Origin of the sequence: Pseudomonas sp. Pc102 (assembly GCF_018408275.1) — a bacterium.
In the GTDB taxonomy this organism is placed as follows: Bacteria; Pseudomonadota; Gammaproteobacteria; order Pseudomonadales; family Pseudomonadaceae; genus Metapseudomonas; species Metapseudomonas tohonis.
The window spans coordinates 3,676,706-3,690,372 of the sequence record NZ_AP021905.1; the positions used below are offsets into that span (position 1 = coordinate 3,676,706).

General features: G+C 68.6%; 12 protein-coding genes and 1 pseudogene. 7 read left to right on the forward strand and 6 right to left on the reverse strand.

What is annotated here, in order from left to right:
• Positions 1 to 6 precede the first annotated feature (6 nt).
• The 3 genes from hpaH to PHLH3_RS16925 all read left to right on the forward strand — a co-directional run bounded on the left by hpaH (position 7) and on the right by PHLH3_RS16925 (position 3,243).
• Positions 7 to 810 (forward strand): 2-oxo-hept-4-ene-1,7-dioate hydratase, encoded by an 804-nt coding sequence (gene hpaH, locus PHLH3_RS16915; protein WP_213625033.1) that lies wholly within the window; start codon positions 7 to 9, stop codon positions 808 to 810.
• Between the two features lie 89 nt (positions 811 to 899).
• Positions 900 to 1,700 carry a 4-hydroxy-2-oxoheptanedioate aldolase gene (gene hpaI, locus PHLH3_RS16920; RefSeq protein ID WP_213625034.1) on the forward strand — a complete coding sequence of 267 codons (801 nt, stop codon included), beginning with the start codon at positions 900 to 902 and terminating at the stop codon, positions 1,698 to 1,700.
• Between the two features lie 88 nt (positions 1,701 to 1,788).
• Positions 1,789 to 3,243 (forward strand): NAD-dependent succinate-semialdehyde dehydrogenase, encoded by a 1,455-nt coding sequence (locus PHLH3_RS16925; protein ID WP_213625035.1) that lies wholly within the window; start codon positions 1,789 to 1,791, stop codon positions 3,241 to 3,243.
• 367 nt (positions 3,244 to 3,610) lie between these two features.
• On the opposite strand, the gene hpaR is transcribed toward PHLH3_RS16925, so the two are convergent.
• Both hpaR and PHLH3_RS16935 read right to left on the reverse strand, forming a co-directional pair.
• Positions 3,611 to 4,033 (reverse strand): homoprotocatechuate degradation operon regulator HpaR, encoded by a 423-nt coding sequence (hpaR, locus tag PHLH3_RS16930; protein ID WP_213625036.1) that lies wholly within the window; start codon positions 4,031 to 4,033, stop codon positions 3,611 to 3,613.
• Positions 4,034 to 4,088: 55 nt separating this feature from the next.
• Entirely contained in the window at positions 4,089 to 5,150 is a 1,062-nt protein-coding gene (locus PHLH3_RS16935; protein ID WP_213625037.1) for an extracellular solute-binding protein, read from the reverse strand.
• Positions 5,151 to 5,381: 231 nt separating this feature from the next.
• Between PHLH3_RS16935 and PHLH3_RS16940 the strand changes: the two genes are divergently transcribed.
• The 4 genes from PHLH3_RS16940 to PHLH3_RS16955 all read left to right on the forward strand — a co-directional run bounded on the left by PHLH3_RS16940 (position 5,382) and on the right by PHLH3_RS16955 (position 8,584).
• Entirely contained in the window at positions 5,382 to 5,846 is a 465-nt protein-coding gene (locus PHLH3_RS16940) for a heme-binding protein (RefSeq protein WP_213625038.1), read from the forward strand.
• Between the two features lie 99 nt (positions 5,847 to 5,945).
• Positions 5,946 to 7,244 (forward strand): FAD-binding oxidoreductase, encoded by a 1,299-nt coding sequence (locus PHLH3_RS16945; RefSeq protein WP_213625039.1) that lies wholly within the window; start codon positions 5,946 to 5,948, stop codon positions 7,242 to 7,244.
• A gap of 211 nt (positions 7,245 to 7,455) precedes the next feature.
• A complete protein-coding gene (locus PHLH3_RS16950; protein WP_213625040.1) occupies positions 7,456 to 7,821 on the forward strand; it encodes a cupin domain-containing protein in 366 nt (121 codons plus the stop codon).
• Between the two features lie 97 nt (positions 7,822 to 7,918).
• The gene (locus PHLH3_RS16955) at positions 7,919 to 8,584 is read left to right on the forward strand and encodes a helix-turn-helix transcriptional regulator (protein WP_213625041.1); all 666 of its coding nucleotides are present in this window, start codon (positions 7,919 to 7,921) and stop codon (positions 8,582 to 8,584) included.
• Between the two features lie 8 nt (positions 8,585 to 8,592).
• Here the strand turns inward: PHLH3_RS16955 and PHLH3_RS30450 are convergent, their stop codons facing one another.
• The 4 genes and pseudogenes from PHLH3_RS30450 to PHLH3_RS16970 all read right to left on the reverse strand — a co-directional run bounded on the left by PHLH3_RS30450 (position 8,593) and on the right by PHLH3_RS16970 (position 13,580).
• On the reverse strand, positions 8,593 to 8,913 hold the full coding sequence (locus PHLH3_RS30450) for a helix-turn-helix transcriptional regulator (protein ID WP_244862894.1): 321 nt from the start codon (positions 8,911 to 8,913) through the stop codon (positions 8,593 to 8,595).
• The gene (locus PHLH3_RS16960; protein WP_244862895.1) at positions 8,817 to 9,500 is read right to left on the reverse strand and encodes a hypothetical protein; all 684 of its coding nucleotides are present in this window, start codon (positions 9,498 to 9,500) and stop codon (positions 8,817 to 8,819) included. Before PHLH3_RS16960 ends, PHLH3_RS30450 begins: the two co-directional genes overlap by 97 nt.
• 426 nt (positions 9,501 to 9,926) lie before the next feature.
• Entirely contained in the window at positions 9,927 to 12,182 is a 2,256-nt protein-coding gene (locus tag PHLH3_RS16965; protein WP_280527460.1) for an acylase, read from the reverse strand.
• A gap of 64 nt (positions 12,183 to 12,246) precedes the next feature.
• Positions 12,247 to 13,580: pseudogene (locus PHLH3_RS16970) on the reverse strand (SidA/IucD/PvdA family monooxygenase).
• Positions 13,581 to 13,667 lie beyond the last annotated feature (87 nt).

Here is a 13,667-nt window from a genome sequence, read left to right on the forward strand (position 1 = left end):
TCCACCATGCTCGACGCCACCCTGATCCAGCAGGCCGCCGCCCGACTCGACGCCGCCGAACGCTCGCGGCAGCAGATCCGCCAGTTCTCCCTGGACCACCCCGGCATCACCATCGAAGACGCCTACGCCATCCAGCGCGCCTGGGTGGCGCAGAAGATCAGCGACGGGCGCAAGCTGGTGGGCCATAAGATCGGCCTCACCTCCCGCGCCATGCAGGTGTCCTCCAACATCACCGAGCCGGACTACGGCGCGCTACTGGATGACATGTTCTTCGACGAAGGCACCGACATCCCCTTCGAGCGCTTCATCGTCCCCCGCGTGGAAGTGGAGCTGGCCTTCGTCCTCGGCAAGCCGCTGCGCGGGCCGAACGTCACCCTGTTCGACGTGCTCGACGCCACCGAGTGGGTCATCCCCGCCCTGGAGATCATCGACGCCCGCATCCAGCAGGTGGACCCGGAGACCCAGGCCACCCGCAAGGTCTTCGACACCATCTCCGACAACGCCGCCAACGCCGGCGTGGTGATGGGCGGACGCGCCGTGCGCCCCACCGAGATCGACCTGCGCCGCGTGCCCGCCGTGCTCTACCGCAACGGCGTGATCGAGGAATCCGGCGTCTCCGCCGCCGTGCTCAACCACCCGGCCAAGGGCGTCGCCTGGCTGGCCAACAAGCTGGCGCCGTACGACGTCACCCTGCAAGCCGGGCAGATCATCCTCGGCGGCTCCTTCACCCGCCCGGTGGCCGCCCGCCCCGGCGACACCTTCCATGTCGACTATGACCAGCTGGGCTCGATCGCCTGTCGGTTTGTCTGAAATCCAGCGGCAAGCTACAAGCGGCAAGTCGGTGCTCAACCTCTTGCGGCTTGCAGCTTGAAACTTGTAGCTCTCCGAAGGAGCCTCCCATGCCCCTCATCAACACCTTCAAACACCGCCTCCAGTCCGGTGACGCCCAGGTCGGCCTGTGGCTCGGCCTGGCCGACCCGTACTGCGCGGAGCTGGCCGCCAACGCCGGCTTCGACTGGCTGCTGATCGACGGCGAGCACGCCCCCAACGACCTGCGCAGCCTGCTCGGCCAGTTGCAGGCCGTGGCGCCCTACCCTGCCCAGCCGATCATCCGCCCGCCCATCGGCGACCCGGTGCTGATCAAGCAACTGCTCGACATCGGCGTGCAGACCCTGCTGGTGCCCATGGTGGACTCCGCCGCCCAGGCCGCCGAACTGGTGCGTGCCATGCGCTACCCGCCGTTCGGCATCCGGGGCGTCGGCAGCGCCCTGGCCCGTGCCTCGCGCTGGAACAGCATCCCCGGCTACCTGGACAAGGCCGACGAACAGATGTGCCTGCTGGTGCAGATCGAGAACCTCGACGGCCTGGCCAACCTCGACGCCATCGCCGCCGTGGAGGGCGTGGACGGCGTGTTCATCGGCCCGGCCGACCTCTCCGCCGCCATGGGCCATCGCGGCAACCCCGGCCACCCCGAGGTGCAGGCCGCCATCGAGGACGCCATCGCCCGCGTCCGCCGCGCCGGCAAGGCCGTCGGCATCCTCAGCGCCGACGAGGCCCTGGCCCGCCGCTACCTGGAGCTGGGCTGCAGCTTCGTCGCCGTCGGCGTCGACACCAGTCTGCTGATGAAGGCCCTGCAAGGCCTCGCCGGCCGCTTCAAGGGCACGCCCGCGCCGACGTCCAGCGCCGGCAGCGTGTACTGAACCCCACCTCATCCAAACCTCTTCTGCCCACCCGGCCCTGCTCACAGCGCCGGGCACGGGTGGGAACCGTCCTGAACAAGGCAGACCGATGAAACTCAACGACCTCAACCTGCTGCGCGAACAGGCCTACGTGAACGGCCAATGGATCGAAGCCGACGACGAAGGCCGCTTCGCCGTGACCAACCCCGCCAACGGCGAGCTGATCGCCGAAGTCGCCTCCCTCGGCCGGGTGGAAACCGCCCGCGCCATCGACGCCGCCCAGGCCGCCCTGCCCGCCTGGCGCGCCCGCACCGCCAAGGAGCGCAGCACGATCCTGCGTCGCTGGTACGAGCTGATCATGGCCAACCAGGAGGACCTGGCCCGCCTGCTCAGCTGGGAACAGGGCAAGCCCCTGGCCGAGAGCCGGGGCGAGATCGCCTACGGCGCCAGCTTCATCGAGTGGTTCGCCGAGGAAGCCAAGCGCGTCTACGGCGACGTCATCCCCCACGACAAACCCGGCCGCCGCCTGGTGGTGATCAAGCAGGCCATCGGCGTCGTCGCTGCTATCACCCCGTGGAACTTCCCCAACGCCATGATCACCCGCAAGGTCGGCCCGGCCCTGGCCGCCGGCTGCACCGTGGTGCTCAAGCCCGCCTCGGAGACGCCGCTGTCCGCCCTCGCCCTGGCCGCGCTCGGCGAGCGCGCCGGGATTCCCGCCGGGGTGCTGAACATCGTCCCCGGCACCCGCTCGCGGGAGATCGGCGCCGAACTGACCGGCAACCCACTGGTGCAGAAGCTCTCCTTCACCGGTTCCACCGGCATCGGCAAGCTGCTGATGGCCCAGTGCGCCGAGACCATCAAGAAGGTCAGTCTGGAACTGGGCGGCAACGCGCCCTTCATCGTCTTCGACGACGCCGACCTCGACGCCGCCGTGCAGGGCGCCCTCGGCTCCAAGTTCCGCAACACCGGGCAGACCTGCGTGTGCACCAACCGCCTGCTGGTGCAGCGCGGCGTCTACGACGAATTCGCCCGGCGCCTGGTGGCGGCGGTCAACGCCCTCAAGGTGGCCCCGGCCGACGACGACGGCGCCCAGCAGGGTCCGCTGATCAACACCAAGGCCGTGGCCAAGGTGGAGGAACACATCGCCGACGCCATCGCCAAGGGCGCCCGCGTCCTGGCCGGCGGCAAGCCCCACGCCCTGGGCGGCAACTTCTTCGAGCCCACCGTGCTCGGCGAGGTGACCCCGGAGATGCGGGTGGCCCGCGACGAGACCTTCGGCCCGCTGGCACCGATCTTCCGCTTCGACACCGAGGAGCAGGCCATCGCCATGGCCAACGACACCGAATTCGGCCTCGCCTCCTACCTCTACACCCGCGACCTCGGCCGCGCCTGGCGGGTCAGCGAAGCCCTCGAATACGGCATGGTCGGCGTCAACGAAGGCCTCATCTCCACCGAAGTCGCCCCCTTCGGCGGCATCAAGCAATCCGGCCTCGGCCGCGAAGGCTCCAAGTACGGCATCGACGACTACATCGAGCAGAAGTACATGTGCCTGGGCATCGGCTGATGCCGCCGTAGGTTGGCGCCAAGCGCAGCGCGGCCCAACGAGCAAGCCCAGGCCCCGCTGCACCACCCTGTGGGAGCGAATTCATTCGCGATGCTCTTCGCGGTTGAAACCGCTCCCACACCTCACCCACCCTCGGCCTGGCTGTAGGGGCGAATTCATTCGCCCAGCGGCGCCAAGCGCAGCACGGCCCAACGATGCAAGGCCAAGCCCCGCTGCACCACCCCGTGGGAGCGAATTCATTCGCGAGGCTCTTCGCGGTTGAAACCGCTCCCACAGATCAGTCCCAGCGGGCGACGAGTCGTGTAGGGGCGACTTCAGTCGCCAAGCGGTGCGCAACCCCGCCATGGGGCAAGAGATGCGAGGAGCCTCAGGGCCTGATGCCCTTCAGCTCCTGCAGCAGGCCCAGCAGCTCGTGCAGCTTCTCTTCACCCAGCTGCTGCTGGATGGACTGGTAGCCGCGCTCCATCTCCTGGCTCATGGACTGGAAGCAGGCCTCGCCCTGCTCGGTGAGGGCGAGGAGGATGCGGCGCTGGTCCTCGGCGACCTTGCGTCGGCGGACCATGCCGTCGCGCTCCAGGCGGGCGAGCACGCCGCTCATGCTGGGCTTGAGGATGCAGGCCAGGCGCGCCAGCTTGTGGCTTTCCATCTCGCCCTGCTGGCGGAGGATGCGGATCACCCGCCACTGCTGCTCGGTGAGGTCGTGGCGGTTGAGCTGGGGGCGGAAGAAGCGCATGGCCGCTTCGCGGGCCTGCAACAGGGTGAGGGTCAGGGAGGCGCGGGTATCGGGCATGGGTCGGGCAACGCTTGAAAATTAGTTCACAGTTTAACGAATCGAGCGCTACGCGTCATGGCGCGCGGCTCGCCTTGACCTTCGCCCAGAAGGCATCCAGCGCCGCCTTCTGCTCCACGGAAAGCCGTTCCAGCACATAGAGGCGCCGACGCTCGTCGCTCTTGAGCACCTGCATCGGCCGCTCCCTGGCCAGTTCCGCCAACTCCGGGCTGTCGGCCGCCAGCGGCGAGTAGAACTGGCTGGCGCGGGCATCGGCCAGGGCGTTGCGCGGCTCCAGCAGGTAGTCGATGAAGCGGTAGGCGAGGTCCGGCCGCTCGGCGTTGGACGGTATCGCCAGGCTGTCGATGAAGACCATCGCGCCCTCGTCGGGAATGCGGTAGCTGAGCGCCGGGTTGCGCGCGGAGGCAGTCAGCGCGTGGCCGATCCAGGCCATGGCCACGCACAGGCGGCCGTCGGCGAGGGCGTCGATATAGGCGTCGTTGTCCAGGTGGCGCACGGTGCGGGCGATGCCCAGCAGCGGCTGCAGGTTGCGCTCGATCTGCCGCGCGCCGTACAGCGACAGGCTGCGGCCCCGGTAGTTGAACCACAGCGAGGCGGTTTCCTCCGGGGCATCCAGCAGGCCCACGCCGCAAGCGGCCAGGCGCGAGGCCTGGCGCTCGTCGAACAGCAGGCTCCAGCTGTTGGGCAAGGGCCCGCCATAGGCGGCCTCGGCGAGGCCCGGGTTGACCACCAGCCCCACCGAGCCCCAGAGATAGGGCACCGCATAGCGGTTGGCCGAATCGATGCCGGCGAGCATCGCCAGCAGGCCGCTGTCGACGCTGCGGTAGTGGCTCAGCCGACCCGTATCCAGCGCTGCCAGCTGGCCTGCGCGGATCAGCCGCGACAGCTGGAAATGCGAAGGCACGACGATATCCAGGGGCTGCCCACGCCCCAGGGCGGCGTCCAGCTCCTCGGCTGCGGTCATGGTCTGGTACTCGACGCGGATGCCCGTCTGCTTCTGGAAGTCGGCCAGCACCTGTGGCTCGATGTAGTTCTTCCAGTTAAGGACCCGCAACACGTCCTCGGCCCGGGCTTCCAGGGCCAGCAACAGCATCACCAGACAGGCCAGCAGTCTCATCGCGCAACTCCTTGCAGGAAAGGGGGCCGGCAGCGCCGGATCGCCCATTAGGAGCGAGGTGAGAAGCCCGCGTCATGTTCCAGCCTGCCAGCCTCTTGCTTGCCCGTGCCGGATTGGCCTGCGCGTGACGGAGGCCACGCAATGGCGGCGGAAATATCGCCGTACAGGCCATTGCGGGCATTCATTAACCTGTTCATGATCGAGCGGGAATTCATCCCGCAAGGTGCCCCCATGAATGCCCTGCTACGCCAGCAGCCCCACCTCGGCCTCCGCCTCGCCATGCAGGCGCTTTCGGTCGCCCTGGCCGAGGCCGAACGCCACGGCGCCCGGGTCAGCATCGCAGTGGTCGACGCCGCCGGCCTGCCGATCCACAGCGCGCACATGGACGGCGCACCCGGCCCCAGCCGCGCGATTGCCCTGAACAAGGCCGTCACCGCCGCAGGCTTCGGGATCGCCACCAGCGCCTGGCAGGAGCGCCTGGAACACTGCTCCGCCGCCGTACGCCAGGGCCTGCCGCTGCAACCGGGGCTGGCCCTGTTCGGCGGCGGCGAACGCTTCCGCCACCAGGGCCAGGTGATCGGCGCCATCGGCATCTCCGGCGCTTCCGAGCAGCTCGACAGCCTCTGCGCCCGTGCCGCCGTGGAGCGCGTCGCAGAGCTGCTGGAGCCCGATGGCGGCGGCACCTGTCAGCCGTGATCAAGGTCGCGGGCAGTCAGGGACAAGACGCAAGGGCACCTCACGCCCCCTAATAGCGTCCAGCAGAACGCATTCCACTCACCGTTTCAGGCTGCAGTCATGATCAATATCGAGACACCCACCTACTACACGGCCACCAAGAAGTACGACCTCTCCTTCCCCTCCCTGGAAGCGGACCTGGAAGCGGATGTCGTCGTGATCGGCGGAGGGTTCTCCGGGATCAACACCGCGCTGGAACTGGCGGAGAAAGGCATCACCAACATCGTGGTGCTGGAGGCGCGCTACCTGGGCTTCGGCGGCACCGGGCGCAACGGCGGGCAGATCATGGCCGGCATCGGCCACGACCTGGAGAAGATCCGCAACGACGTGGGCGAGGACGGCCTGCGGCAGATCTTCGAGATCAGCGACCTGGGCGCCGACATCATCAAGGGCCGCATCGCCAAGTACGGCATCGACGCCGACTTCTGCCACGGCTACGGCTACATGGGCTTCAACGCCCGCCAGGAAAAGACCCTGCGCGCCTGGGAGAAGGAGTTCAAATCCCTCGGCTCGCCCCACGAGATCCGCTTCCTCGGCGGCTCCGAGGTCAAGCAGATCATCGGCTCCGACGCCTACAGCAGCGCCCTGCTGCACATGGGCGGCGGCCACGTGCACTCGCTCAACCTGCTGCTGGGCGAGGCCAAGGCCCTGGCCAGCCATGGCGTGAAGATCTTCGAATACAGCCCGGCGCTGGAGGTGAGCTACGGCGAGCGCATCACCGTGCGCACCGGCAAGGGCTCGGTCAAGGCCAGCAAGCTGCTCTGGGCCTGCGACAGCTTCCTCAACAAGCTGGAGCCCGAGCTGCACAAGACCACCATCAACACCTACGCCTTCCAGCTGATGACCGAGCCGCTGTCCGACGAGTTGATCCAGCGCATCAGCCCGATCCGCGGGGCCTACAGCGACATCCGCCCGGTCATCGACTACTACCGCGTGACCAACGAGAACCGCCTGCTGTTCGGCGCGGCCACCCCGTTCGTCGAGCACATCCCGGGCGACCTGAAGGCCTGGAACCGCAACCTGATGCTGAAGATCTTCCCCTACCTCAAGGACGTGAAGATCGACCTCGCCTGGGGTGGCCCCATGGCCTGCAGCGCCAACCTGTTCCCGCAGATCGGCACCCTGCCCGGCCGCCCCAACGCCTTCTTCGTGCAGGGCTACTCCGGCTTCGGCGTCACCCCCAGCCACATCATCTGCAAGGTGCTGGCCGAGGGCATGAGCGAAGGTTCGGCGCGCTACGACCTGATCAGCTCGGTGCGACGCATCGAGGTGGTCGGCAAGGACCATATCCGCCCGCTGCTGCTGACCGCCGGCAAGACCTGGCACCAGGTGTCCGGCTACTGGAACGGCCGCCGCTGACAGTGATCGACGCGGCTGCGCGTCGGCGGTACGGCGTTGGGATCGGCCCTGGAATGCTCATTCACAGATGTGAACTCCGCTTCCGCAGCCGCTCCCGCCTTGTACCGCTCTAGCTCGCTCGCGCCGGAAGCGGTGCAGCGGAAAAGCACATACCGTCATTCCCGCGAACGCGGGAACCCACTGAACAACCATCACTCGCAGGAGAACTGCCATGTCCCTCACCCCCATCAAGACCGGTATCACCCTCGCGGAACTGGATGCCTGGGGCACCGTCGCCGACCTGGGCTCGGAAATCCTCGAAGGCGAGGTCAAGGCCTTCGGCAAGATGACCGCCGGCGCCCCCACCGATCCGGTCAGCGCCGCCTACTTCGGCACCACCGGCGGCAAGTTCCGCATGGTCTATCCCTTCAACGAGCAGGCCACCGTGGTCAGCGGCGAGGTGATCCTCACCGACGAATCCACAGGCCAGACCACCCGCTTCAAGGCCGGCGACAGCTGGTATGTCGCCAAGGGCACCCCGGTGCTCTGGGAAGTGCCCGGCCAGAGCTTCGTCAAGCACTACTACGCCGTGGCCTGACCTTCCAGGCGCCTGCCCTGCGGGGCAGGCATCCGGCACTGGCACCCCCGGCGGCGATGGGCTGCAATACCCTCACCGCCCACGCGAGGGAATCCCCATGACGCCCACATCCGCCCCCGCCGAATTCGCCCGGCACTGCCTGCACACCTTCACCCACTTCGTGCCCGCCTCCCTCGGCGCCTTCTACCTGATCGACGACCAGTTGCAGGCCCGCGATTTCCAGCTGCTGGGCATGCACCCGCACATGCACGATGCCTACCTCGGCCACTACCGCCATGTCGATCCGCTGCAACCGCAACGCTGCCTGGCCACCGGCCTGCCGGTGATCCCGCTGAGCGCGGGCCAGGCGCGCCAGGACGAGGCCGGCAACCGCGAATACCAGAGTTTCCTGCGCGATCACCAGGTCATCGATGTGGTGGAGGTGATCGCCCAGGTCGACGCGCGCCCCGTGGCCGGGCTCTCCCTGCTGCGCTGCAGCGGCATGCAGGCGTTCAGCGACGGCGAGCTCGCCAGCCTGGACGCCCTCCAGGCGCTGATGCAGGCCGGCGCCCGCCACCTGGCTCCAGCAGCGCCGCTGCGCCTGGACGGCCTGACCCCGCGCGAACGGGAGATCGCCCTGCTGCTGCGCGAGGGCATCAGCAACAAGCAGCTCGCCCGCCACCTGGGCGTCGGCCTGCCGACTGTGAAGACCCACCTGCTCAACCTGTTCCGCAAGGTCGGCGCCAGCAGCCGCACCGAACTGGTGGCGATGCTGTTCCTCTGAAGCGTGACTCAGCGCGCCGGGTGCTGCGCCCGCGCATCGGGCGCGACGCCCGTCGGCAGCTCGCCCAGCTCGGTGCCCAGCAGGTGGTTGACGAAGAGGTGGAACAGCTCCGACTGGCTGGAGATGCCGAGCTTGCTGTAGAGGTGCTTGCGGTGGTTCTTCACCGTGCCCTCGGCGATCTCCAGGTGCAGCGAGATGGACAGGCTCGAATGCCCCCGCAGGATCAGCCCGACTATGGCCTGCTCGCGTGCGGTGAGACGGTCGGTGGCGAAGCCGGAGAAGGCCGCGGCCAGGTGCTCGGCGATGCTGCGCGCCGGCCGCGCGCCCATCGATGCCACCGCCACCCTGGCGTAATGGCGCTGCAGGAAGGCCTCCAGCGCCGGCTGGCACAGGCGCAGGGCGGCGATCTCCTCCCCGCGAACACCGGCGAGCCGTTGCAGCGCATCAGCGAGTAGGCAGCATAGGTGCCTCCCGGCAGCGGCGAGAGGAAGACGATCTCCTCGGCCAGGCTGCCCGAGGCCAGCGAGATGCACGGGTGCACATCCGGCGAGTTGAAGTATTCCCCTTCGAAGAAGGCGTCCGGCGCCAGCTCCCTCATGCGGTAGAGCCCGGCGGGCCGGCCATGGGCGCAGGCAGTGTAGACCGGGTCCAGCAGGTAGGTGCCGTTGACGTAGCGCTGCATCGCGCCGGGCTCGGGGATGCCATGCAGGTTGTCGTGCAGCAGCGCGGGGCTGCCGCCCGCCGGGTAGAGGAAGATGCAGCTCTGGTCGAAAGGTGCCAGGGCCTGCAACGCCGCGTCGACGCGGGGTGGGAAGGCCGGCGTCTCGAGGTCGGCGACCAGCGCGGGGAGGTGCGTATGCCAGGTTTCCAGGGCCTGCCAGCCCTGGGAATGGGAGAGTCCTGCGGGGTGCGCCATGCCTTCACCTTCTTGTCGTCGGCCGCCCCGCCCGGGTGCACGGAATGCTTGCGGGGCTGCGTTTCAGGGGTGTTTTCGAAGAAGCATTTTGCTTGCCACAACGGCCATCGCGCCAGGCCTTTCTGTTGCCTTGCAGAGCGAGCGTAGGGGCCACAGGCATCCCCCACCATCGCGTAAGTCTGCGTCAGAAAGGGCGTGTGAAAAGCGCCTTTCCCATTCATAACGTCAACGCCTAATCAAATGCGCTTGACGTTATGGATGACGCGTTTCAGCGGTGTGCCGACCAAGTCGCGGCGCCTGCTCAAGCATCGTGGAATGACGCTCGATCCGTTGGTTGTCCTGATGGATCGCCCGGCGGCTATCTGCTGCAGCAGCGCAACCCGCTGCCACAGCACGGGCGGGCTGAAGCCGGGCTGCGAGGCAGCCTCACTTAACCTCCAGCACCTTGCGCTCCAGCTCCGGGTCGGCCTCGATCTCGGCGTTGGTGAAGGGCAGCTTCTGCCATTGCTGGCGGGCGAAGAGTTCGGTCTGGTCGCTGTGGTGCGGCGAGCCGGCTTCGCTGGATTGGGAGAAGGCCAGCAGCCCGCGCGCCTGGGGCCCGTTGTCGTCGAAGGTCACCAGCTGCAGGTAGCTGGTGCCGCTGACCACTTCCAGGTGGTCGCCCTGCAACTCGCTCTGCATGGCGTTGTAGACGCCGAAGTGGCCGTCGCCGCCGGGTACGCCGATGGCGCCCGCGCGCTGGATGTCGCCCCAGCGGGCCTCTTCGGGGATACCGGCCCTGGCCACTTCCTCGCCAGCCGCGACCAGCGCCTGGATCACCTCGCCTCGCGCCGCCGGGTTCAGCCCGCGCGGGGTGACGGTCGGGCGCTGCGGATCGAAGGGCTCGCGCCAGCCATTGCCGATCCCGGCGAAGGCCTGCATGAAGTGCTGGAAATGCAGGAAGCCGATACCACTTTCGAGGTTGGCCTTGCCATCCCAGGCCGCCAGCGCCTTGCAGGGTGCGGCCAGCCCGGCGTTGCCCGCCTCGGCCTTGCACAACGCCAGCAGTTCGGGCAGCAGGCCGGTGGCCAGCCCCACTTCATTGTCGGTGACCAGCGCCTGGAGGACGTCGGCGCCGAGCAGTGCGTCGCCCTGCAGGCGGCCCAGGGCGAAGCGCGCACGCGGCGACAGCTCGCGGCCTTCACGGCTGACCAGCGGCGAGTAGCCGGCGAGCGGGCTGGCGGGGTTGCTCAGCCAGGCGCTGTCGTTGGAGTTCTGCACGAAGTCCTCGCGCTGCAGCACCGGCAGCTGCGCCGCCGGGGTGATGCCGGGCTGGGCGGCGCCGGCATCGGGGGTCCACTCGCAGGCACTGCGGTTGCCCTGCAAGGCGGGCAGGCCTTCGGCGGCCAGCTGCGGGATCACGCATTCGGCCAGTTGCCCGGGCAGCAGGTGCGGCACCACGGACTGGTTCATGTAGAGCGCCTTGCCGCTGGCGTCGGCGGCCAGGGTGTTGACCCAGGGGATGCCCTGGATCTTCGTCACCGCGGCGCGCAGAGCGTCGAGGTCACGGGCCTGGTTGATCGCGTACCACTGCTGCAGCACGCGGGTGTTGCCAAGGTTGGCGTCCTTCAGCGCCCAGGCTTCGCCGGCGGTCCACTCCAGCTTGCCCGGCCAGTCGAGCAACGGGCCGAAGCGCGATTCGTAGAGGTCGTGGCTGCGCACCGAGAGGGTGCCGTCGGCATTGCGCACCTGCACCTGCAGGCGGGTCTTGTTCAGCGTCTCGGTGCGGCCGTCGACGCGGTAACGGGTCGGGTCGCCGGGGTCGAGTTCCAGGCGGTAGAGGGTGAAGTGCGCGGAGGTGTCGACGGTGTGGGTCCAGGCCAGCTGCCGGCCGAAGCCGATGTTGACCACCGGCAGGCCGGGCAGCGCCGCCCCCATCACGTCGAGCTTGCCGGGAATGGTCAGGTGCAGCTGCCAGAAGCGCAGCGCGCCGCTCCAGGGAAAGTGCGGGTTGGCCAGCAGCATGCCGCGTCCGTTGGCACTGCGCTTGCCGCCCACGGCCACGGCATTGCTGCCACGCTCCAGGCGGAAACCCTCGGTGCGTGCGGCAGTGTAGCCGGCGTCCAGCCGCGCCTGGCGCACACCGGGCGGGGCAGCACCGATCAGCGCCTCGGCGAACTGCCCGGCGCCGCCTTCCACCAGTAGGCGCCGGGTCAGGCGCAGCAGGTCGTCGGCATCGATGGGGCGCAGCCAGCCCTCGCCCAGGCAAGGGGTGGTGCGTGCATCGGCTTCCTGCAGGTAGTGGTTGAAGCCGGCGGCGTAGCCGTCCAGCAGCTGGGCCACCTCACGCGTCTGCGCCTGGCGGAAGGCGGCGACGGAGGCCGGCTGGTTGAGCCAGGCGAAGAAGAAGTCGGACGGCAGGTTGTCGAGGTGGGCAGAGGACTGGCCCTGCTCGCCGAACCAGCGGGAGCGCTCGCCCCGGGCGGTGACGATCTCCTCGGCCAGCAGGCAGGCGTTGTCGCGGGCATAGGCGTAGCCGATGCCATAGCCGAGGCCGCGTTCGTCCGCCGCCTGGATGTGCGGGACGCCGTGGGCGGTCCAGCGGATGAGGGTGTCTCGCGGCGTGGCGGCCGGAGCAGCGGCCAGAACGGAAAAGGCCGGGCACAGCAACAACGCTGCGACACCGGCGGCAAGGCTGCGCATGGGCATCGGAAGTACTCGCAAGGGATGGGGAAGCGCGCCGGCGGGGCCGGCGCGGGCGAAGCGGTCAGCTGGCGGCGGCGAGGGCCTGCTGGAGGCCGCGCTCGACACGGGCGCCCGGCTCGATGTGGGCGTAGAGCGAGGCGGCGATCTCGTCGGCGCGGATCGGCAGCACCGACAGCAGGGTGTCGCTGAGCCCGTGGCTGGCCTGGCAGAAGCCCTGCATGTAGACGGCCGCCTGGCAACGCTCGTCGGTGCGGATGCGGTAGTCGCGGCCCACTTCGAAGTCGCCCATCCACTGCGCCAGGGGCTCCAGCAGGTGGCGATGGGCCTGGCGCTCGTAGCCGGTGGCGAGCACCACGGCGTCGTAGCGCTGCACGCTCTGCTCGCCGCTGGCGTTGTTGCGCAGCACCAGCTCGATGCCGTCGGCGCCGGCATTGGCGCGCTCCACGGTGCTGAGGATGTGGAAGGCGTGGCGGCGGATGCCGGAGACCTTCTGGCGGTAGAAGATGCCGTAGATGCGCTCGATCAGGTCGATGTCCACCACCGAGTAGTTGGTGTTGTGGTACTCGCGGATGAAGCGCTCACGCTCGGCACCGGTCTGGTTGAAGATCAGGTCGGTGAACTCGGGGGAGAACACTTCGTTGACGAAGGGGCTGTCGTCCGCAGGCTTGAGCGCCGAGCCGCGCAGGATCATGTCCACCTGCACCGAGGGGTAGCTGTCGTTGAGGTCGATGAAGGCCTCGGCCGCGCTCTGCCCGCCGCCGATGATGGCGATGCGCATGGGCTTGCCGCCGACGCAGGGCTGCCTGGCGATGCGCTCCAGGTACTGCGAGTGGTGGAAAACCCGGGCATCGTCCTTGAGATGGCGGAAGGCCTGGGGAATGCGCGCGGTCCCCCGGCGCTGACCACCACCGAACGCGTGGCGCGGACATGGGTCTCGCCGCCGGCATCGCGGGAGATCACCCGCAGCGCCTCGACGCGCTGGCCCTCCAGCACCGGCTCGATGGCCAGCACCTCCTCGCCGTAGCGGCTCTGCTCCTGGAACTGCCCGGCCACCCAGCGCAGGTAGTCGTTGAACTCCATGCGGCACGGGTAGAAGGTGCCGAGGTTGATGAAGTCCACCAGGCGGCCGTGCTGGTGCAGGTAGTTGACGAAGGAATAGGGGCTGGTGGGGTTGCGCAGGGACACCAGGTCCTTGAGGAAGGAAATCTGCAGCTCGCTCTGGGTCACCAGGGTGTTGCCGTGCCAGCGGTAGTCGGCCTGCTTGTCGAGGAACAGCGCATCCAGCGCACCCTGGTGGCGGGCACGCTCCTGCAGGGCGATGGCCAGGGCCAGGTTGGAGGGGCCGAAGCCGATGCCGATCAGGTCGTGGAGGGCGGTGTTCAGGGGCTGAGTCATGTCCAGTGTCCTCTGGAGGCGCCCCGGCGAGGGCGGCAGTCATTCGATGACGGCCCCACTGGCCGCCTGTTGACTAGGAACGAGGAC

What these genes read in the sequence shown, in the direction of transcription:
- hpaH (WP_213625033.1), top strand. Translation starts at nt 7, where the DNA reads ATGCTCGACGCCACCCTGATCCAGCAGGCCGCCGCCCGACTCGACGCC.
- hpaI (WP_213625034.1), top strand. Translation starts at nt 900, where the DNA reads ATGCCCCTCATCAACACCTTCAAACACCGCCTCCAGTCCGGTGACGCC.
- PHLH3_RS16925 (WP_213625035.1), top strand. Translation starts at nt 1,789, where the DNA reads ATGAAACTCAACGACCTCAACCTGCTGCGCGAACAGGCCTACGTGAAC.
- hpaR (WP_213625036.1), bottom strand. Translation starts at nt 4,033, where the DNA reads ATGCCCGATACCCGCGCCTCCCTGACCCTCACCCTGTTGCAGGCCCGC.
- PHLH3_RS16935 (WP_213625037.1), bottom strand. Translation starts at nt 5,150, where the DNA reads ATGAGACTGCTGGCCTGTCTGGTGATGCTGTTGCTGGCCCTGGAAGCC.
- PHLH3_RS16940 (WP_213625038.1), top strand. Translation starts at nt 5,382, where the DNA reads ATGAATGCCCTGCTACGCCAGCAGCCCCACCTCGGCCTCCGCCTCGCC.
- PHLH3_RS16945 (WP_213625039.1), top strand. Translation starts at nt 5,946, where the DNA reads ATGATCAATATCGAGACACCCACCTACTACACGGCCACCAAGAAGTAC.
- PHLH3_RS16950 (WP_213625040.1), top strand. Translation starts at nt 7,456, where the DNA reads ATGTCCCTCACCCCCATCAAGACCGGTATCACCCTCGCGGAACTGGAT.
- PHLH3_RS16955 (WP_213625041.1), top strand. Translation starts at nt 7,919, where the DNA reads ATGACGCCCACATCCGCCCCCGCCGAATTCGCCCGGCACTGCCTGCAC.
- PHLH3_RS30450 (WP_244862894.1), bottom strand. Translation starts at nt 8,913, where the DNA reads ATGGGCGCGCGGCCGGCGCGCAGCATCGCCGAGCACCTGGCCGCGGCC.
- PHLH3_RS16960 (WP_244862895.1), bottom strand. Translation starts at nt 9,500, where the DNA reads ATGGCGCACCCCGCAGGACTCTCCCATTCCCAGGGCTGGCAGGCCCTG.
- PHLH3_RS16965 (WP_280527460.1), bottom strand. Translation starts at nt 12,182, where the DNA reads ATGCGCAGCCTTGCCGCCGGTGTCGCAGCGTTGTTGCTGTGCCCGGCC.